The organism is Endozoicomonas sp. (assembly GCF_031844845.1).
In the GTDB taxonomy this organism is placed as follows: Bacteria; Pseudomonadota; Gammaproteobacteria; order Pseudomonadales; family Endozoicomonadaceae; genus Endozoicomonas.
Window position 1 is genome coordinate 12,073 of record NZ_JAVRMB020000294.1, and the last position, 18,316, is coordinate 30,388.

The window sequence follows — 18,316 nt, forward strand, 5'->3', positions numbered from 1 at the left end:
TGCCCAAAAAGAAAGACCCCGGCTTTGCTAACCATCTATTTTTTACCTGACTAAATCCATAAAAACAGAATATAAACCTTAATAACGCAGCATTCTCCCCTATTTCACCAAACAGTGACTTACATCAACCCCCTTCGTTGCGGTTAACCACTACCCTTTCTGCGGCGAATAAATCAAACCCTAACACCGAATTTTCATTACAGGACAGCTGTACATCACCCTTTCCAAAGACCGCTTCTGAAGAAAAAACACCTATAGCAATAAAGGATTTTGAATATGCAACAATGGTCTCAACTATCTCTCACCGCTAAAGTTCTGATCGGTATGGTTATTGGTCTTTCCCTGGGGCTGGTTATGCGTTACGCCACGCCAGGTAATACCCTGGTTGAACTGTATCTCGTCAATGGCATTTTCCATGTGGTGGGACAAATTTTCCTGTCAGCCCTGAAAATGATTGTGGTGCCCCTGGTATTTACTTCCATTGTCTGCGGTGCCTGTTCACTGAAAGACATCAGCACTTTAGGTCGTCTGGGGGGGAAGACTATTGCCCTGTATCTGTTCACTACGTTTATAGCCATCAGCATGGCAATGGGTGTCGCCCTTCTGGTTGCTCCGGGTGCAGGCGCCAACCTTGAAAGCGCAACCCAGTTTGCCGCCAGAACCGCACCTTCTATTTCAGAAGTCATTATCGGCATGTTCCCAAGCAACCCGTTCGAAGCGATGGCATCCGGAAATACTTTGCAGATCATTGTATTCGCTTTGCTGTTTGGCATTGCCATTGCCGCGGCTGGAAAGCCAGCCAGGCCTGTCGTAGAAATGTTTCAGGCACTGAACGAAGTGATGATGAAACTGGTCACCCTGATTATGAATCTGGCGCCTTACGGTGTCCTCAGCCTGATGGCCACACTGTTCTACACCATGGATCTGGCCGCTATCGGTAACCTGATTCAATACTTCCTGGTGGTAGCGGGTGTTCTGGTATTGCAGGTACTGGTGACTTACTGCTCACTGCTGAAAATGACCACAGGTCTGAGCCCTAAAATATTCCTGACCAAAATGCAGGATGCTATTATGTTCGCTTTTTCAACGGCATCCAGTAACGCTACCATTCCTGTGACTATGGAAGCGGTCACTCGCCGGATGGGTGTTAAAAACGAGATTGCCTCTTTCACTATTCCCCTGGGAAGCACCATTAACATGGATGGCACCGCCATCATGCAAGGTGTAGCTACGGTATTTATCGCACAGGCTTTCGGTGTTGACCTGGCCATCAATGACTACCTCATGGTTATCGTCACAGCGACCCTGGCGTCTATCGGCACCGCTGGCGTACCGGGTGTTGGCCTGATCATGCTGGCCATGGTACTGCAACAGGTAGGCCTGCCTCTGGAGGGTATTGCCTTGATTATGGGTGTTGACCGTCTTCTGGACATGATTCGTACCGCGGTAAACATTACCGGCGACAGTGTCGTCACCTGCATCGTGGCGAAATCTGAGAACAACATTGATCTGGATGTGTTCAATGATATTCACGCCGGTGATACCGAAGAAAATATCGATTTCCATCATATTGTAAAGGAAGATCAAACTGTTTCTGCCTGATCAACCATTTCTACCTGATCAAAAAGGTTTAAAACAGAAAACTCTGTAAAACAGAGAGGCCAGTGCCATTATCACCAAGGGCACTGGCCAGTTTTTCTTCGATCCATTCACTATAAGAGATGATCAACGGATTCTCGACTGCCCTTCGTTCAGGCCGCCACATAACGCCGGATAACGGAGCCATGATTTTCGTTTTCAACCAGTGTTTTATGCAGTGCGCGAATGGCTTTCTCATAGTCTGATTCGGCAACAATACACTGCATTTCAACCTGTCGTATAGTCTGATGCAGGGCCATCACATTAATGTCGGCCTCTGAGAGGGCGGAGACCGTTTTGGCGAGTATACCCTTTACTTTCAGGTCGGAGCCAATGGCCGAAACAATGGCCGCTTTGTGAATGGCTACCTCCGCTGACGGGTATTTTTGCTCTGTCAGGCGAACCAATCGGTTGATTTTTTTCCGGCTTCCCGTCAGGTAGAAGGTGATACTGTTGGCGTCGGACTCTTTATTCACCAGCTCCAGTTTCAGTTCCCGGATAAGCTGGCTGATCTCCAGATCGTGTTCGATAGAACCCAGCATTTCCTGGTCAAATATTTCAATAGCAGCTACATCTTTACGTCCGGCAAAAATTTCTACACAGGGCCTCGGGTTGCAGTAATTCTGGTCAATAATGGTGCCCAGATGCTCAGGCTCGAAGGTGTTTTTGATTCTCAGTGTTATGCCACTTTTCCGGATTTCCTGTGCGGCTTTCGGGTGAATGGCTTCCATGCCGAGATTGGATAATTTGTCGGCAACATCAAAGTTGGTCATGCCAATGGGGATAACGTTGTCTTTCCCCACCAGATTGGGGTCAGCACTGCTGAGGTGATATTCCTTATGGATAATGGCTTCCCTGGCGCCGGTGACAGTGGCGATTTTGGCAAAGGTCATTTCGCTGAAGCCACGATCAAAGGTTCTCATCAACTGCTCCTGGCAGTGGGTGTAGCCGGTGGCAATAAGCAGTTGTTTTGATGGATCCAGTCCTGCAAAAGCCTGTTGGATCATCTCATTCATTGGCCGGTGTTCACTGGCCTTCCAGCCGGTCAGGTCAACCGATATGCAGAATAAGGAGATTAGCCGTTGCAGCGGACTCACCTTGCCTCAGTTAATGACCATGCAGGCGCTCAGGTTATCTACCCAGATTACGACAGGTGATCTGGCGAAAGCGATCGGTCTGACACAGGCAACCGTCACCAGTATTCTTGACCGGCTGGAAAAGAAGGGGCTGGTTTGCCGGGAGCGGGGAGAAGAAGACAAACGCAAGGTCTGGATCAGTTTAACACCCGCCGGGCTGGAATTGCTGAAGGAGGCGCCGACCCCACAGCAGGATCTGTTTACACGACGATTTGAAGATATGCAGGATTGGGAACAGTCCATGGTGATCTCAGCGCTGGAACGTGTCTCCTTTATGCTTGATGCTCAGCACCTGGATGCTGCACCCATGCTGGATATTGGACAGATTGACCGGGACGATACCGATCCGGGCAGCTGGAGTCAGTGAGTTTTTCGATGTTGTGCCGGTATCCAGGCTCCCGGTACTTCGCTTGCCGCCATATTGTAACTCCAAACTCTTTGGCTATAGAACCTATGCGAGTCACCCCGGCACAGGCGGCTGTCGCAAAAGGGATAAAAGCGATCTGGACAAGGTCGGTTCGCTTGCGAGCCGACTCGTGGCTCTGCCGCCAGCCTCCCCTGCAACACACAAAACGGTGCATGCCGGTTGCTTCGGGTGTCGGCTCCCTGTGGGAATCGACCTACGCTGAGAGACTCGTTTTTGAGTGTTGCCACAACCCCGGGATTGTGAGTGCGTGGGAAAAAGAACCTTACTTCTCTTTTTCCGCAGTAACCCGAATCACATCCACCACCACATCACTGGCCGCCTGCAAGGATTTCACGGGTAGGTATTCGTAAACAGAATGGAAATTATGAGCCCCCGTGAAAATATTTGGACAGGGCAACCCTTTTTGCGACAGCACCGCACCATCGTAACCACCACGCATTGGCACCACGTTCATGGTGATGTTATTGCGGGCATAGGCTTCTCTGGCGATATCAATCGGAAAGCCAGCCTCACCTTCCAGACTATTGGCGACATTTTCATAACGGTCAGCGACCTGGATATGGACAGCCTGCTCACCCCACAACGCCTGACAGTTCCCGGCCAGTGTCTGCAGAAACATCATACGACTTTGGTAACCTTCCCGGGTAAAGTCTCGCACATCCATCTTCAACAGGGTTTTTGAATTGTTGCCGGACAGCTCTTTAACCCAGTAATACCCTTCAAGACCTTCCGTGTATTCCGGTGCTTCACCCGCGGGCAGCATGGCAATGAATTTGTGCGCCATCAGCAATGAGTTCTTCAGTTTACCCTTGGCAGACATGGGATGGGCAGATTGTCCGGTGAAGGTAATCACCACATCGCCGGCATTCCAGTTTTCGTGCACAAAATCGCCGATGCCGCCGCAATCCAGCGTATAGCCAAAGTCAGCCCCAAAGCTTTCCACATCAAAGGCTTTCGCGCCACGAAGTCCCTGTTCTTCATCGGGAACAAAGGCAACTTTCACCGTGCCGTGTTCAATATCAGGATTATTTTTCAGGGTTTGCAGGGCATTCATGATCGCTGCAATGGCAGCTTTATCGTCCGCCCCCAAGAGACTGGTGCCGTCAGTCACTATAATTTCCTGTCCCTGATATTGGGTAATATCCGGAAACTCTGATGCTTTTAATGTAATCCCCAGTTCAGGGTTCAAACAGATATCGCCCTCTGAATACCTAACAATCCGGGCATGGGTATCGCCGGTCTGTTCTGCGCTGGTATCAAGGTGCGCAAAGAATGAGACGACAGGGCATGTTTTTCTGGAATTGGCTGGCAGGGTCGCGGTCAGAATAGCGCTGTCTCGCAATATAACTTCCTCCAGCCCCAATGCTTCTAACTCTCTGGCCAGTAACTGTGCCAATACCATTTGTCCGGAAGAAGACGGCATAATGCCTGCCGCACCCTTTTCACGGTTAGTGGTGGTATTAATTCGCGTGTAATTCAGGAAACGTTCAACAATATTAATCGCGGGATTCACGGATATTTCCAATATAGATTGTCAATAGTCAGGTCACCCCGGCCCCTGACTGCTTTTTATGGAAGGATTTCCAGATTTGTGTAAAAAGCGGGTGGCACAAATGCCAATGACGCTTGTTCGCTCCCCCCGACTATGAAAGATTTCGCCACGGAAGCACGGAGACACAGAGGAAAAGCATTTTCTTTTCTCCGTGCCTTTTATGCCCATTGGGTGCTGTGTCTCCGTGGCAATTTTCTTTCACTGCAAAAGATACGGAAAAGCTGCGACTCAGGTCTTTCAACATGAAAGACCTGAGTCGTTTAAAAGTCCCAGCGTTTTCCCGTGACCATTCTATGCAATCCCCGGGGCTGACTCACGGATACTCCCTCGACAGACGTTCTTCCTCCTCCTCCTGGGTTTCCGGAATATCGTCATCCATCAGGGAAATCACTTCATCAAGACTGAACAGTACCGTTGCCGGCGTTGAATAGTTGGGCACATTGTCGTAACTGAATACGGCATAGTATTTGGGGATATTAGGATTACCGAAATCATCAAAGGTGTATTCATCCTGCCCGGCGTATAGCTTGATACCATCCATGGGGGAACGGGGTGGGTGGAAGCGATTGCGAACCACATAACAGCCGATAAAATCCGGGCTGTCCGGTTTTTTCCAGGTCAACCTGACCTTGTTGTTTTCGACGGTTGCCGACAGGTCGGCAGGCGCAGGTAATGGCAACTTGCGCCGTTCAATATAATTGATCACCAGTTGCGCTGATCTGGCCTCACCCTCACCGTGCCAATCAATAATGGCATTGCTTTCCGCTGATGGTGTGGTTGGTCGTACAACCAGGTGTACCGGTTTGTCGGCGGCATGCAGGTCTTCCAGTATTGCACGACAGAAGCTGTCAAACATAAAGTTGTGGCTGGTATTTTCCCTCAGCTGTTCATTGCTGACTTCGTAGCCGACATACTCAATTTGCTGACGGTTGCGGATACTGGCATGGTCCAGGTCTTTCAGCTCCACCAGTTCCATGGTGAAGCGGATATCCTTGCGGGTTTTCAACTGGTTTTTGGCACGCAGCTGCACATAGGCTGAGGTGATCACGGTACAGTCCGGATCGGGCAATGCCGTGAGATCAAAGCTCAAATCCCCGTAAATCTTGTTTCCCCGGGCATCAAATCCGGACAGCAGTTTGCCAGCGGCAACCTCATTCTCCGTGATCGTGTGTAGCGCAGCGGGTTCAATGGTGACCGATTGGCTCTCCCGGGTATAGATGATCTCAAGGTTGGGACGATAATGAATGCCGCCACCAAAGCGGCCATAGCCTATATCAAACTGCATCATCTGCGAGTCATTGCCCGGCGGCAGATGGTCCGGACCCTCGATTCTAAGCAGTAGCTGCCCCTGTTCAATCTGCTGTTGTAGCAGACGACGTTCCACTTCTGTAAAAGACCACTCGGTCCAGATACCCTGGGTCAGCCGGTCTGACTCAATGGCATCCCCCAGGGTTTGCAGTACATTGGCCTCGGTAATCTGGCCATAGCTGCTGAGCTCATTGATATCGCTGGTATCCAGAATGGAAACCGACCATTCACCAAATTTTTCTATCTTGGCATTGACCCGGTTCATCGGGTAGAGCGAGAACACCGCTTTTTTTATCGCAGCATCCGGTGGCAACCGTTCAAGATTGAAAGCGACGATGCCATAACAACAGCCCTTGCGCCGGTTAATGCCCACAAACAGAGAGTTGTAGCCAAAATGGTTTGAGTTCAGGGTGGCGGTTTTTTCGCCCACATAGCCAACGTCGCCTTTCGCCGGAAACAGGGTGTAAAAGAACTCATCACGGGCCAGTAGTGTTCTGATCTTGAGTTCCGGTGTGAAGGCTGACTTGATACTGGTCACCTGATCCACGACCCGAATGTTATAGAAGTAGCGCTGACCACTTTTCAGCTGGGTATCGGTATAACTCAGGGACCGGGTAACGGCAATGCAATGATCGGCGGTACAGGGACTTTTGGCGCTTTCACTGCGATAAATCTCAAAGCAGCAATCGTCTGGTCGGTCATAGGTCCAGCACAGGGTCACATCGCTGGCACCAATGGTCTCTGCAGTGAGGCTGGGTACCCGGGCCGGTGCGTGTTTTGAATAGTTGATGGCCGAATCCAGGGCATGCACCAGGGCCGGAATATTCTCATCGACACTCTGAGACATATTGATCAGGTAATCCGGAATATTGCGTGTGCCCACTTCCACGACAGTGGCCATAATGCCCTTGCTGTAATAATACTCACGACCACTTCCATGAATCAGGTTAAACGGTGGCTTGCCGCGATGGATGCCGTACTGCCGCCCGGTGACCTTGCGAATCTCGTTGGCCATATTGGCGCACAGCATATTCAGGTCAGCGCCTTCCATCTCCTCCTCATGGTTAAACTTGTGGGCCGGGAAGAACACATTGCCCTGGGAATGGTAATCAAGAGCAATGGTTATGTTGGCGTGACTTTCGACAAAGTCCCTCACGGCCCGGGTTTCCGGCTCAGAAAAGGCTTCAGGACCTCCATAAATGTTGGAGCTGGTGTCATTATTCTTGCGAAACCGTACCGGGAAATTGCGATTAAGATCTACGCCAAAGGTGCCATCACCATTGTCCCTCCGGTTTTTTCGCCAGAACGAGAAGTGGTTGCGAGAATACTCAAAACCGTCGGGATTAAGGCAGGGAACCATATACAGGGTGTTGCGCGTCAGGGTGCTGAGCAGCCGCGGGTCGGTCCGGTAATTAGCAATAACATAGCGGATAAACCGGGTAGCCAGTTCAATGCCAATCCATTCACGGGCATGGATCGTACCGGTATACAGCAGGGCCGGTTTTTCATCAGCGTAGGCCACATCACGGGAAATCGTGGCCATCATGATCGGGCGACCTTCATGGGTTTCCCCGATACTGTGCACCCGGATCAGGTCGGGATGTTCACCCATCGCCTGCTGCAGGAAATCTATGGTTTCCTGGTAGGAAATATATTGTTGTTTCATAGGCCAGTACTTGTTGTTATTAGGGAAAGGTGCCAGTGCCGGTTTTCGCCAGTGACTGACGCTGACGCCAGTGACTGACGCTGACGCCAGTATATCGGATACTGACGACAGTGAATTGATATAAATTGCAACGAACGCTTCTCGCTTCCCGCTGACCAAAAAAGCCGAGGTTACTTGTGCTTTTTCGGGTAGCGGGAGGCGGGCGGCCTTTAACCGGCAACCACAGGCTGCTGCCAGCACTTCAGGATATTTTCCAGTCGTTTCGCCTTGACGCGCTTCACCCGCATTAACTGTTCCGGATCATTCTGCAGGGCATCAATAACGCCAGGCACCCCCAGGGTTTTCAGGATCAGTTGAGCCAGGTTCCTGCTAACCCCCCGGGCACTGGCCAGCAAATCCATCAGTTGATTTTCAGACATCAATATGTTGTCTGATGCAACCTCCTTTTTTTTAACCATTCCAGCAACATTTTCAGCCAATGCCGGTATTTCTGTGACTTCCTCAGCCCCCTTATCTGCCGCCTGAAGTTCACTGACAGTAGGCTGTCGTGGTGGTTTCACCGATGGACGATAGTTATCCTGCCGATTCCATCGGTCACTGGGCCACTCTTCGTCGAAGGCTTGGTCAGTTCCTAGCAGTGGGTAACCATCCACGTCTATATGATGGAATGTCTCACCAGCATCCGTCATAGGTTGCGCATCCTGACAGCGGGCAAAGGTAATGTGTCGCAGAACCCGCAGCACCGATGATGACATTTTGCCCAGCTCTTCCCAGTTATACAGGGGAAGATTCGGGTAAGGCATCTGACCGGAAGTCAACTCAGCCATCAGATACTGCCCGATCCAGTCACGGATGTACGGGAAGGCAGCAAACGCCGTGGCACATTCCAGAATGCGGTACTCATCATCATGGCTAACGGCAATATCGCAGGCCCAGTACTCGGCATTGGCCGCCCTTGACGCCCGAACAGCCAGTGCCAGCACTTCGTCCGGTACATCCTGATAATCCATGCTGCCACCCTGGGAGGTATTGGTCAGCCATTCTCCCTCCGGAGGACGGCGCCAGAAAGCACACACCGGCTTATGACCAATCAGCATGACCCGGATATCGGCCTTCATGGGAATAAAATCCTGAAGGTAAACCGGGTAGTAACGTTTGCTGGACAACAGCTCCAGAGCTTCTGCTTCGCTGTCTACCTTATGGACATAGTAGCCACCGTAGTTTGACGGCCCATAGGAACGCTTGATGATCTTTGGAAAAGTGGTCTTGCCCAGGAATTCCCGGGCTTCATCCATCTCATAAAAGATACGGGTAGCCGGTACCGGTAGCTGATACTTTTCACAAAAATGGGTGACATTCTCCTTGGACTTGTTGGCGAACTGACTGTCCAGAGAGGGAATAAACTGCACTTCCGGGAGTTCCCGGGCAATTTCCCGGAATACCTCATAGGCTGTCGCCGGAATGTTCCCGATCAATACGTCAATGTTCTTGCGCTTAACCTCATCGATAAAACGTTGCTTGTCGTTTTTCCAGTGGTAGACGACCGTTTCAATCCGGTCAGGCCAGCCCTTGAAATTGGACTTGTCGAAAAAACGCAAGACATGGTCAAGGTATAACAAGCCCAGGACCGGACGTTTCTGTGAGGTTGAGTTTACTTTTTTGTTATCAGATCGCATGTTCAGGATGTCCAGCCAGTTGCGCATTTTCAGTCAGTTCAGGTACGCCGATCAAGTGTTTCACGGTTACCTTTCTCTCGATGAGATCGACAATCTTTTCAATTTTCAGGTCATTGAAATCAAGGCCGAACGTTTCCTGCTCTGGAGTAGCAAACGCTGGAATACCATTCACCTCCAGTACTACATACTCCTCACGCTCCTGGTCATAGATCAGGTCGACACCGGCAATTTCCAGTCCCGTGATTTCGGCAGCCTTTTGGGCCAGGGCGATCACTTCATCATTGGCTTCACGGGTGATGACACTGCCGCCACTGGTGATATTGGTTTTCCAGTCGTCCTTCGGCGCCTTGCGTCCGTAACAGCCGACAAAATTACCATCAACAATATCAATGCGGTAATCAGTGTGGTCATTATTGACATACCGTTCAACAAAGAAATGCTGAACAGACAGCTGATTAATGAACGGTTGCAGCATATTCAGGGCGTTCTCATTCTCAAGACGAACGATACCGGTTCCCCCCCAGCCGTTGGTGGGCTTATAGACTGCCCGACCGCCCCAATCTGACATACTGGCCCTGAGTGCATCCAGGTTGTTATGCCTGCACAGGCAGTATTCCGGAGTATTAATGCCCTGGCGTTGCAGCAGATGAGAGGTCTTGAATTTATCTTCTGTTAGTGCGAAGGCATGGAAGTTATTAATGATCGGGATAAACCGGTCCAGCATTTCATACAGGTACACCTGATAGTCGGTCTGCTGGCCTGCGTTATACGTGTAGAACAGGTCCAGATCTTCCATGACAACGCCGTTGCACATGATCGAACCGTTATGAGCCATCGCCTGGGCCAGATCAAGACCGGTGATCGCATTGATATCCCGTTCGCGCAGTTGTTCAACCAGCTTTCGCTGGATGGAATCGCCTCCGCCATTCTGGTACAACCAGATTCCAACGGTGTGTTTTGACATGGTCAGTTCCCCGTAATAATGCTGAATAGAGCAGTTGTTGAAAATTTATTGATTTGCATAAATCCGGCTGAATGCCAGATCAATGGGCTGAGGGCTGAATTTTTTACAAGACGACGGGAAATAACCACTGCTTACTTGAATAAGAAATCCACCTTAAAAATGTGATGACTGGCATGGTACAGCACAGGGGCTAATATACTTAGACTGCCAAGGATTGCTAATAATCTTGCCTGTTTTTTATGCAATCTATGACCTGAGTCAATTCCTGAAGGCGGATCATAAAATAAAGTCAGCAAGTTGTTACAACTATTCCTGAACGACGGAGGTATCTCGCTCTTCGTCGTGCGACACCCATTAACTGCAACCCTGAATGAAGAATCATTGTGGACTTTAAAGAACTCGCTGCACTTATAGAAATTAACAGCCATACCGGGAACAAAGCCGGTGTTGATGAAACCGGGCAGGTCATTGCCCGCTGGATGCAAGAGCTGGGATACAGAACGGATCGGCATGCCAGGGAAACCATCGGCGACCACCTCCACTTTTCATCGCCAAAATGTGCGGGCAGAAAGCTCCTGCTGCTGGGACACCTGGATACGGTCTTTCCCAAGGGGGAATTTGAGCACTTCCGGGAAGATGAACAATGGATCTACGGTCCGGGTGTTTGCGATATGAAAGGCGGCATTTATGTAGCCCTGAGTGCCCTGCGTGCTATCCACCGTGAAAAAGGTGCTGTCCACAACATTGACATGCTGCTGGTCAGTGATGAAGAGACCGGCAGTGATGACAGTAAATTCCTGACCACAACACTTGCGGAACAATACGATGCCTGTCTGGTATTTGAAGCAGCAGGGGAAAATAACGAAGTGGTGACCGCCCGTAAAGGGGTAGGAACTATCTATCTGGAGCTGACCGGCAAAGCAGCCCACGCTGGGAATCAATACCAGCAGGGACGCAACGCTAACCTTGCAGCGGCACACCTGTTGATTGCCCTGACGGCACTGACCGATCTGGACAAGGGTACAACGGTGAATGTGGGCAAAATCGCCGGTGGTATTGGTGCTAATACCATATCGCCCAATGCACAGCTGGCCGTGGAGTTTCGCTTTACCTGCGCGCCTGAGCGGGATCGTGTTCTGTCGTCTATTGATCAGATGATAAGTTACCCTGCCGTTGAAGGTGTAACAATTACCATGACGGGTGGCGTGCAGAGAGATGTTATGGAAACCAGCCAGCCCCAGCAGGCATTACTTCTGGAGATTGAATCAATCCTTGGGTATCCCTTACCCACAGAGCACCGTGGTGGCGTCAGTGATGCCAATACCATAACGGCAGCGGGTGTTCCGACTCTGGATGGTTTTGGTCCTTTCGGCGATGGCGACCATACCCATAGTGAAAGAGCGTGCAAGGCCAGCTTCAGTCAGCGTATTGATCAGGTGACCCGGATATTGCGTCACTTTTGTGGCCGGTAGTGGCAGGAGAATGGCAGGAGAATGGCAGGAGAACGGCAGGAGAACGGCAGGAGAACAGCGTGACAAGTGTCGTTTTGGCGCCTATCCACTTTATATTTAAAAGAGTCTGATAGTTTACCGAAACCACATCACTGCTAATGTTGGTAGAGAAAACCCCGTCATCCCCCATCACCGTAGAGGAGGGAGGACGGGGTTTTCTTTTTGGTGGGGTTCTTTTAAATCAAACCGCGCCTCTTCAGGCCACCTGTTTTGTGTGAACCACACTATTGTCAGAGCCAAAGGAATTGGAGACGTAATCATCTGCCTGGTAATCATTTTCCCAGACCATTTCATCCAGCAGATAGCGGAAATGGAAGGTTTGATCTTTGGGCAGTCTTACGGTTGTCCGGAAGGCTTTTTGCTTTTTGTTGTATTTCATGATGACCGGTTGCCATTCATTGAAGTCGGCAACAAGGGAAACTGACTGAATTCCTTTTTTAGCGAATTCAAAAGTAACCTCGGTTTCTGCTGTTTTCTTGATAACTTTTTTCTTCAGCATGGTAAATCCTATAGCTATCGGTTGATAAAACCAGTTCCGGGATAGTCGGACGTCCTAAAATACAACGAAGTCAGGTCGTGGGCAAATCCGGATTGCTCACTTTCCTCAGATCACAGACGATGCCTTCAAGTCTCAGGCACAAGGGCAGTGCTTTCGGGTACTGCCCTTTTTTGTGGTTTCAAGGCCAGAAGAAATGATGGCGATGTGGTAACTTTCCCATTAATTTCTTAGCTTTATTCCATCGAGAGAGAGGTTTGAATGTATGGTTCGGCGATGGTAACTTGTCGATCGTGTATATTCCCCGGGTAGAAGTATTCTGCGACAAACTTTGCACTTATGAATGAGGCTGAAAATGTTGTAGCAGCCGCAACCAAACCTGTCAGGACGGCTATGTTGTGCTTAAAGGTTGAAGGTTGAAGGTAATATAGTTCCATATTTCCTGTTGGTTCTGGTCATGAAAAACAGCACTGTCAGGCTGACAAGAGGTTAAAATACTAATTTTTTGACCTTACTTGCACTTAAGTCAGTCATTAAATACGCACGTGTGTTTCAAAAAATTACTTTCAACCCTTTAAGGCAACGTAGCCTGTCAGGACAGTAGTAAAAACACCTACTGAAACAATGGTAATAGTACTAACGGTCAAACCAACGCCAAACCCTACACGATATGAAAACTTTTCCTCCCCGGAGCAGTGACAATGACAATGTCGATGGGTACTGCTAACCGGTTTAGGGAGGGAGGGTTCTGCAGTCAGAGGGATTGAAATAGAAACTTCCATGGGTTTAGATGATCGTATCATGGTAATACCAGCTATTTGTTCACAGATTTTTATTTTTCCCAAAACAGCCTTTCATAATAGAACATCAGTTAATCTTTTCACTCTGAAAAACTAAACAGCCCTCCTTACATAAAATAAATCAACTCGATGGGAACTTTTTCAAATAATAATAATCACTAGAAACAGACGGTAGTGACTGGTCTTTTTCCATCCATATTAAATCCATGTACTACACATCCTCCCATTCGATAAAAGGATTCAATAAATGATCTTCCATTTCTGGTTACCGGCCTTACTACTTACCATTTCAGCTATAGCCAACGCAGGTAACGACTATAACTACACCTTCATCAATACCGGTTTTGGTTACAATAATCAGGACGAGGGCGCTAAAACTGTCGATGGAACCACCTGGTTTGTTAATGGTGCCTACAAAATTCCTTCCATACCGGTAATCCTTAATGCGGGATATTCCTATGGCCGTATTGATAAAGATGAGGTCGCCAGAAATGTCGAGATTGACGGGAGTTCTTACTTTGCCGGAGCCAGCCTGCTATTGAAACCCACTGACCGGTTTCATCTGATCCCTTCTGTAACCAGTGGTCGACTGCGCAATGGCCTTTCAGTGGATACTGATGAAGTAAAGGACAAGGTGACTGCCTATACCGCTTCAGTCAACGCCCGTTATCATCTGGAAAGAGGCCTCTGGCTGAATACTGGCTATATCCAGCAGTACTATGATCGGGATGAAAGTGATAATACCGGTCTCTTCACCGCCGGGGCAGAATATCAGGTCGATAAGGAGTGGGGGGTTGGCCTGAACTATCGAGGTAATTCTGACCAATATACAACCCGGGTTTTTGTGAAGTTCTTTTTCTAAACTGTAAGGAATTCTGCATTAATAATTTTCCCGTTTTGTTCACCACAGAGTCACAGAGTCACAGAGAGCACAGAGCGAAAACCTTTCTTTCTACCCTCCTCTGTGACTCTGTGGTAAAAAAAAGAAGTTACCCTGAGACAGATTCTAAAAGCATCCGACCACTTGGTTCGGTGCTTACACAGGGCTTCCTTTTTTGCGACGACTTCCCCCAGCCTTTCCCCGGCTCTTCTTTTTAAACGGTTGATTGGCCGGAGCAGGCAAACCGGCAACAGTAGGCAACCCTTCACTCATGGTTTGCATCAACAGGGCTCTCAACTCCTGGTCAAGGCTTCCCATAAACGCGCCATAACTTCCCTTACGCTCAACAATATCATTCAGTGATGACTCCCATCGTGCCGTCATATCCGGGGTTGTCACCCTTTCCGGTAAGGCATTGATAAGAGCACGCCCTGTTGCCGACGCATGGATATTACGCCCCTTACGTTCCAGAAACTGCCGCTTGAACAACAGCTCGATAATATTGGCCCTGGTGGCTTCCGTTCCCAGGCCATCGGTTTCACGGAGTATTTTTCGAATGCTCTTATCCTGGACATACCGGGCAATACCCGTCATGGCAGAAAGCAGCGTAGCATCATTAAAGGGCTTGGGCGGCTGTGTCTGTTTCTCCTTCAATTCTGCTTCAGGGCAATCAACAACATCGCCCCGGGCCAGTTCTGGTAAAAAAGTATTTTCTTCATTGTTCCCATCATCCCCGGCACCATCCCCTGAGCGCTGATTGCTTTTGCCCGGTCTGATCAGGGCCTTCCACCCTTCTTCAACCGTTTGACGGCTGCTGGCGCGAAAAAGGCCTTTTTCTATTTCAACATCAACCACCCTTTTCCTGAACGTATGATCAGGATAAAACTGCACAACATATTGCCTGGCGATCAACTCATACAGTTTACGATCCAGTTCCGGCAGTCGCTCCAGATCCTTCCTCAGCGAGGTTGGAATAATGGCATGGTGCGCCCCCACTTTTTTGTCATTCCAGGCACTGGTTTTTCTCTCCGGCAACGCCTGATCCACTGCCTTCCCCAGCGAAAAAACATTATGCCGAATGGTTGCCAGTACTTCCGGTGCCTGAGAGTGATGTTCTTCCGGCAGATAGCGACAATCAGAACGGGGGTAAGTAACCAGCTTCTGTTCATAAAGACGCTGACAGCTGTCGAGGACTTTTTTGGCATCCATCCGTAACTGCCTGGCAGCATCTATCTGCAGCGCAGATAAAGAGTAAGGAAGTGGTGGCGTCTCTTTACCACGCTTATCCTCAACACGCTTCACAGTGCCCTGTTTACCGGCAACCCGATCCACAACATTCTGGGCCAGACGCCGGTCCAGAACCCGCCCTTCTTCATCCATCCAGGGCTGACAGGCTTCACTGGGTACCCACTTGGCTTTGAAGCTTTCTTCCTTTGCGGTCAACAGCGTTGCAAATACTTCAAAGTAAGGTTTGGGCTGAAATTTCTCGATTTCGGCATCACGGCGGGCGACAAGGCCCAGTATCGGGGTCTGAACCCGTCCGATGGATAACAGGCCATTAAAGCCAACCTTTCGTCCCAGTAATGTGCAGGCACGGGTCAGGTTTATGCCGTAAAGCCAGTCTGCCCGGGAGCGAGCCAGTGCGGAAACCGCCAGCGGCACAAACTCCTGGTTGGATCGCATCCGCCCAAGTGCCTGTGAAACTGCCGAAGGATTCAAATCACTGATTAATAAACGACGAACTTCTTTTTTCCGTTGGAGAGAGAGTTTCAGATAGTCCAGCACTTCATCCACCAGCAGCTGCCCTTCCCGGTCAGGGTCACCGGCGTTAACAATAATATCCGCCCGCTTCAGCAGTTTACCGATCACTGTCAGTTGTGACCGTACGCCTTTTCTGGGCTTTAATCGCCACTGCTGAGGAACAATCGGTAAATGTTCCAGTTTCCATGTCTTGTAGGCAGGATCATAGGCATCCGGCTCCTCCTGCTCCAGAAGGTGACCGATACACCAGGTCACCACATCTCCGGAGGCAGACTCTATGTAGCCCTCCTGCTTTTTAATGGGCTTTTTCAGCACATCCGCAATGGCTCGCCCAAGGCTGGGCTTTTCGGCGATAAATAATCGCATCAGGAACAATCCGGCTCACAATGGTTGAAATACTGTTTTTTTATACAGCATAAATAACTATTTGGCGAGCAACGCCTCTGTTTTCTTACCAGGTCAGGTATAGCAGGCTATTGTTGTTCTTCCAAAGGCCTTTGGAGCCTTGCATCTGCTGGTACAGACTTGCTTTTCTCCTGTCCTTAAGTGACCCCTGAGGCGACTGTTCATCGCCCTGCCCCACTGACTGAGCCGGGTTTCTCCCAGCTTCAAAACCAGGGTTATTCACTGATTCAGTATTTCCCCCAATCCTTTCCAGATCATCCTGAACCAAATGTTGAGTTAATTCTGTCGGCTCTGCTTTTACATCATATGAGTCTTCACCATCAATCAATGGATCGATAACCTGCTGATGAAACAAGCCCTCTGAAGGCATCTCATGATCTGGCTGAAGGGGATTTTCCTGATAAGTATCCACGGATAAAACTACCGGCTCACCAACGGTGACAAAATCAGGTTCCACAACTCTGGTCATATCATCTTCCGGAACAGGATTTTGTTGAATTTCAACGTGCTGACTATCCGATCCACAGAGTCGTTCTCTGGCCTCTTTTTCATCCTCAAGCGTGTAGAAAATCTCATAAGGCTGATCACAGGTCACCGGGGATACCTTCCGACCGACAAAATTCTCGAGAATTTCATCGGACACACGGGGACGATTTATTCCCAGGTCACCGATAGATAGCCCGGACTCCTTATCCCCCTGTTCCCTGGCCAGATAATCGGTCATGTATTGTTTTAAAATCGCAAATTTTTCCAGATAAACGGCTTCAGCAGTCATGGTCGAACATAAATCAGCCACACCCTGTCTTACCGGTTTTTTTATCAAGGGTTCCAGGAAATCGACACCATGATGTTTAACCAGTTCAAGTGCACCATCTTCAGGAATTTGATAATGAACGGTAATTTTCGGAAAGATGATTTTTATCCCCTCAACAGTAATGCAGGGAATTTCGGTAACAGCCGTTTTCTCTGGAATAATGCTGATATTAAAGCCTTCATCAAAAGGCCAGGTAGTGTAAACACCGGCAGGATAGACATCATCGTAGAATTGTTTGCCCTTTTTGAAAACACCTACACTCCCCACCGGAACCTGGTATAGAAATGGGATATAGGAATAAAAATCCGCTGCTTCTGTTTTTTCAACGGGTAATTGTGAAAATAAAAACCCTATCATCAATATCGTTAATAATTTATTCATCACCACTGAACTCCTGATTTTTTATAAATTATCGTGACCACCAGTTATAGCAAAGAATGAACCCAACAAATCCTTTGGGTATAGAAAAGCCCTGGTAGAAAATACTTATTTTTCCTGCGGTTTCAACGGGCCATAAATATCATCCACCGCAATGTCAATGTTATGGATCGAATCGGCATTATTATTGGTACAGGCTACCCTGAACGGAAACATCACAAAAAATCATGGATTCCTCCTGAAAAATTCAGTCAATTCCACGATACAGACGATACGATTGTTCCGATAATAGCTGGCATTAAAAACTCCTTCACTCCAGTTTATTCAATGATCCAAATCACCACCCTGAGCGGACTGCCACTCTGATCTATGGCATTCTGCAATTCTGAGGGAACAGACTATGAAAATTGTTATTGCTCCAGCCTCGTTCAAAGAATGCCTGACTGCTGCCCAGGTGGCGCAGGCTATTGAAACCGGACTTAAGCAGGTCTTACCCGATGCAGAGTGCGTAAAGATTCCTGTTGCTGATGGCGGTGAAGGCACACTCCAGTCACTGGTTGATGCCACCGATGGCAAACTGATTGACGCAACGGTAACCGGCCCGATGGGCGAACCGGTGTCTGCCTGTTTTGGCCTGCTGGGCGATGGTGAAACAGCGGTTATTGAAATGGCGAGAGCTTCCGGTATCGAGTTGGTATCTGCTGAGCTGCGCAACCCGTTGATCAGTACCACGAAAGGTACCGGAGAGTTGATTCTCAGCGCCCTGGACCATGGCATTAAACGAATGATCGTGGGTATTGGTGGCAGTGCCACCAATGATGGTGGTGCCGGTATGATGCAGGCACTGGGTGTGAGGCTTCTGGACCGTGAAGGCAACGAGCTGCCTTATGGTGGAGCAGCGCTG

General features: G+C 49.2%; 16 protein-coding genes. 6 read left to right on the forward strand and 10 right to left on the reverse strand.

Going from position 1 to position 18,316, the window contains the following annotated elements:
* The first annotated feature begins 276 nt into the window (after window positions 1-276).
* The gene (locus RM811_RS15970; protein WP_402526227.1) at window positions 277-1,602 is read left to right on the forward strand and encodes a dicarboxylate/amino acid:cation symporter; all 1,326 of its coding nucleotides are present in this window, start codon (window positions 277-279) and stop codon (window positions 1,600-1,602) included.
* Between the two features lie 28 nt (window positions 1,603-1,630).
* On the opposite strand, the gene RM811_RS15975 is transcribed toward RM811_RS15970, so the two are convergent.
* Window positions 1,631-1,786 carry a hypothetical protein gene (locus RM811_RS15975; RefSeq protein ID WP_402526269.1) on the reverse strand — a complete coding sequence of 52 codons (156 nt, stop codon included), beginning with the start codon at window positions 1,784-1,786 and terminating at the stop codon, window positions 1,631-1,633.
* Entirely contained in the window at window positions 1,752-2,654 is a 903-nt protein-coding gene (locus RM811_RS15980) for an ACT domain-containing protein (RefSeq protein ID WP_402526230.1), read from the reverse strand. The genes RM811_RS15975 and RM811_RS15980 overlap by 35 nt, the downstream gene beginning before the upstream one ends.
* A gap of 43 nt (window positions 2,655-2,697) precedes the next feature.
* Here RM811_RS15980 and RM811_RS15985 point away from each other — a divergent pair, with 43 nt between their 5' ends.
* Window positions 2,698-3,141 (forward strand): MarR family winged helix-turn-helix transcriptional regulator, encoded by a 444-nt coding sequence (locus tag RM811_RS15985; RefSeq protein ID WP_402526233.1) that lies wholly within the window; start codon window positions 2,698-2,700, stop codon window positions 3,139-3,141.
* A 322-nt stretch (window positions 3,142-3,463) separates the two neighbouring features.
* On the opposite strand, the gene pepT is transcribed toward RM811_RS15985, so the two are convergent.
* The 4 genes from pepT to RM811_RS16005 form a co-directional block, all read right to left on the reverse strand.
* Entirely contained in the window at window positions 3,464-4,714 is a 1,251-nt protein-coding gene (pepT, locus tag RM811_RS15990; RefSeq protein ID WP_402526235.1) for a peptidase T, read from the reverse strand.
* 352 nt (window positions 4,715-5,066) lie between these two features.
* Complete coding sequence (locus RM811_RS15995; RefSeq protein WP_402526238.1) at window positions 5,067-7,967, reverse strand: M14 family zinc carboxypeptidase; 2,901 nt, start codon at window positions 7,965-7,967, stop codon at window positions 5,067-5,069.
* On the reverse strand, window positions 7,937-9,403 hold the full coding sequence (locus RM811_RS16000) for a RimK family alpha-L-glutamate ligase (RefSeq protein WP_402526241.1): 1,467 nt from the start codon (window positions 9,401-9,403) through the stop codon (window positions 7,937-7,939). Before RM811_RS16000 ends, RM811_RS15995 begins: the two co-directional genes overlap by 31 nt.
* The gene (locus RM811_RS16005) at window positions 9,393-10,367 is read right to left on the reverse strand and encodes a RimK family alpha-L-glutamate ligase (protein WP_402526244.1); all 975 of its coding nucleotides are present in this window, start codon (window positions 10,365-10,367) and stop codon (window positions 9,393-9,395) included. The genes RM811_RS16000 and RM811_RS16005 overlap by 11 nt, the downstream gene beginning before the upstream one ends.
* 383 nt (window positions 10,368-10,750) lie before the next feature.
* Here RM811_RS16005 and RM811_RS16010 point away from each other — a divergent pair, with 383 nt between their 5' ends.
* Window positions 10,751-11,839, forward strand: coding sequence for a M20 family metallopeptidase (locus RM811_RS16010; RefSeq protein ID WP_402526246.1), 1,089 nt, complete (start codon window positions 10,751-10,753; stop codon window positions 11,837-11,839).
* 235 nt (window positions 11,840-12,074) lie between these two features.
* Here the strand turns inward: RM811_RS16010 and RM811_RS16015 are convergent, their stop codons facing one another.
* Together RM811_RS16015 and RM811_RS16020 are read right to left on the reverse strand one after the other, a co-directional pair.
* Window positions 12,075-12,377: an isoamylase early set domain-containing protein gene (locus RM811_RS16015; protein WP_402526250.1), complete on the reverse strand. Its 303-nt coding sequence runs from the start codon at window positions 12,375-12,377 to the stop codon at window positions 12,075-12,077.
* Window positions 12,378-12,940: 563 nt separating this feature from the next.
* Window positions 12,941-13,177 carry a hypothetical protein gene (locus RM811_RS16020; protein WP_402526252.1) on the reverse strand — a complete coding sequence of 79 codons (237 nt, stop codon included), beginning with the start codon at window positions 13,175-13,177 and terminating at the stop codon, window positions 12,941-12,943.
* Between the two features lie 244 nt (window positions 13,178-13,421).
* Between RM811_RS16020 and RM811_RS16025 the strand changes: the two genes are divergently transcribed.
* Complete coding sequence (locus RM811_RS16025) at window positions 13,422-14,036, forward strand: hypothetical protein (protein ID WP_402526255.1); 615 nt, start codon at window positions 13,422-13,424, stop codon at window positions 14,034-14,036.
* Window positions 14,037-14,210: 174 nt separating this feature from the next.
* On the opposite strand, the gene RM811_RS16030 is transcribed toward RM811_RS16025, so the two are convergent.
* Together RM811_RS16030 and RM811_RS16035 are read right to left on the reverse strand one after the other, a co-directional pair.
* Complete coding sequence (locus RM811_RS16030) at window positions 14,211-16,181, reverse strand: DNA topoisomerase III (protein ID WP_402526258.1); 1,971 nt, start codon at window positions 16,179-16,181, stop codon at window positions 14,211-14,213.
* A gap of 85 nt (window positions 16,182-16,266) precedes the next feature.
* A complete protein-coding gene (locus tag RM811_RS16035) occupies window positions 16,267-17,415 on the reverse strand; it encodes an SPFH domain-containing protein (RefSeq protein ID WP_402526261.1) in 1,149 nt (382 codons plus the stop codon).
* A 162-nt stretch (window positions 17,416-17,577) separates the two neighbouring features.
* Between RM811_RS16035 and RM811_RS16040 the strand changes: the two genes are divergently transcribed.
* Window positions 17,578-17,778: a hypothetical protein gene (locus RM811_RS16040; RefSeq protein WP_402526264.1), complete on the forward strand. Its 201-nt coding sequence runs from the start codon at window positions 17,578-17,580 to the stop codon at window positions 17,776-17,778.
* 34 nt (window positions 17,779-17,812) lie between these two features.
* The coding region (locus tag RM811_RS16045; RefSeq protein WP_402526267.1) for a glycerate kinase at window positions 17,813-18,316 on the forward strand (504 nt) is incomplete at its 3' end.

Excerpts from the sequence above, each read along its gene's own strand:
- RM811_RS16025 (WP_402526255.1), top strand. The coding sequence starts at position 13,422 with ATGATCTTCCATTTCTGGTTACCGGCCTTACTACTTACCATTTCAGCT.
- RM811_RS16015 (WP_402526250.1), bottom strand. The coding sequence starts at position 12,377 with ATGCTGAAGAAAAAAGTTATCAAGAAAACAGCAGAAACCGAGGTTACT.
- RM811_RS15985 (WP_402526233.1), top strand. The coding sequence starts at position 2,698 with ATGCAGAATAAGGAGATTAGCCGTTGCAGCGGACTCACCTTGCCTCAG.
- RM811_RS16030 (WP_402526258.1), bottom strand. The coding sequence starts at position 16,181 with ATGCGATTATTTATCGCCGAAAAGCCCAGCCTTGGGCGAGCCATTGCG.
- RM811_RS16035 (WP_402526261.1), bottom strand. The coding sequence starts at position 17,415 with ATGAATAAATTATTAACGATATTGATGATAGGGTTTTTATTTTCACAA.
- RM811_RS15975 (WP_402526269.1), bottom strand. The coding sequence starts at position 1,786 with ATGGCTCCGTTATCCGGCGTTATGTGGCGGCCTGAACGAAGGGCAGTC.
- RM811_RS16000 (WP_402526241.1), bottom strand. The coding sequence starts at position 9,403 with ATGCGATCTGATAACAAAAAAGTAAACTCAACCTCACAGAAACGTCCG.
- RM811_RS16005 (WP_402526244.1), bottom strand. The coding sequence starts at position 10,367 with ATGTCAAAACACACCGTTGGAATCTGGTTGTACCAGAATGGCGGAGGC.
- RM811_RS15970 (WP_402526227.1), top strand. The coding sequence starts at position 277 with ATGCAACAATGGTCTCAACTATCTCTCACCGCTAAAGTTCTGATCGGT.
- RM811_RS16040 (WP_402526264.1), top strand. The coding sequence starts at position 17,578 with ATGGATCGAATCGGCATTATTATTGGTACAGGCTACCCTGAACGGAAA.
- RM811_RS16020 (WP_402526252.1), bottom strand. The coding sequence starts at position 13,177 with ATGATACGATCATCTAAACCCATGGAAGTTTCTATTTCAATCCCTCTG.
- RM811_RS15980 (WP_402526230.1), bottom strand. The coding sequence starts at position 2,654 with ATGAATGAGATGATCCAACAGGCTTTTGCAGGACTGGATCCATCAAAA.